Below are 752 nucleotides of genomic sequence, written 5' to 3'. Positions count from 1 at the left end.
TGCGCCCCCGATGCTTGTGCGGGCCGATGTGGCGAAGGTGTGGCCTTGCGGCGCCCCAAGGGCAGGGGAGGGCGCCGCGCCGGCGGGTGTGGCCCGAAAGCCGCACCGCGGGCGCCTCAGGACCCGGTCTCGACCCGGGTGACGTGCCCCATCTTGCGGCCGGGGCGGGCCTCGCCCTTGCCGTAGAGATGCAGGTGGCGACCCGGCCGCAAGATGGGGCACGTCACCCGGGTCGAGACCGGGTCCTGAGGCGCCCGCGGTGCGGCTTTCGGGCCACACCCGCCGGCGCGGCGCCCTCCCCTGCCCTTGGGGCGCCGCAAGGCCACACCTTCGCCACATCGGCCCGCACAAGCATCGGGGGCGCATCGCCTTTAAGCCGGCGTTCACCCCGATCCGGAATGGTCGTCCGGCGTCGGGACCGTGGCTTTCGAGCGGGGCGCGCGTGCGAATGGCGAAGGTGCGCGGCGCACGAGGATGCGCCGCCCCTGGGGAGCGGGCGATGAACAACGTGATCGGCTTGAGCCGCGTGACACCGGCGGCCCGGGTGCTGGGGGCGACCGTGCTGACCGCGCTGGCGCTCGCCGGCTGCGATACCGTCAGCCGGGCGACCGCGACACGGCAATTCGCCGTGGTCGAGGCCGACAAGACCGGCGCGACCGAGGTCAACATCGCCTCGCTGACGGACGTGATCCAGCGCAACCCGAGCGATGCGGCGGCCTACAACACCCGCGGCGCGGCCTATGCCCGCGCGG

2 pseudogenes are annotated in these 752 nt (G+C 74.2%); one reads left to right on the top strand and one right to left on the bottom strand.

What is annotated here, in order from left to right:
- Positions 1 to 116 precede the first annotated feature (116 nt).
- A pseudogene (locus VP06_RS37575) lies at positions 117 to 215 on the bottom strand (hypothetical protein); the annotation flags it as partial.
- A gap of 284 nt (positions 216 to 499) precedes the next feature.
- On the opposite strand from VP06_RS37575, the pseudogene VP06_RS32790 reads away from it, so the two are divergent.
- Positions 500 to 752, top strand: a pseudogene (locus VP06_RS32790) (tetratricopeptide repeat protein); the annotation flags it as partial.

Source organism: Methylobacterium aquaticum, from assembly GCF_001043915.1.
In the GTDB taxonomy this organism is placed as follows: domain Bacteria; phylum Pseudomonadota; class Alphaproteobacteria; order Rhizobiales; family Beijerinckiaceae; genus Methylobacterium; species Methylobacterium aquaticum.
This window is presented reverse-complemented; position numbering and strand designations above follow the sequence as displayed.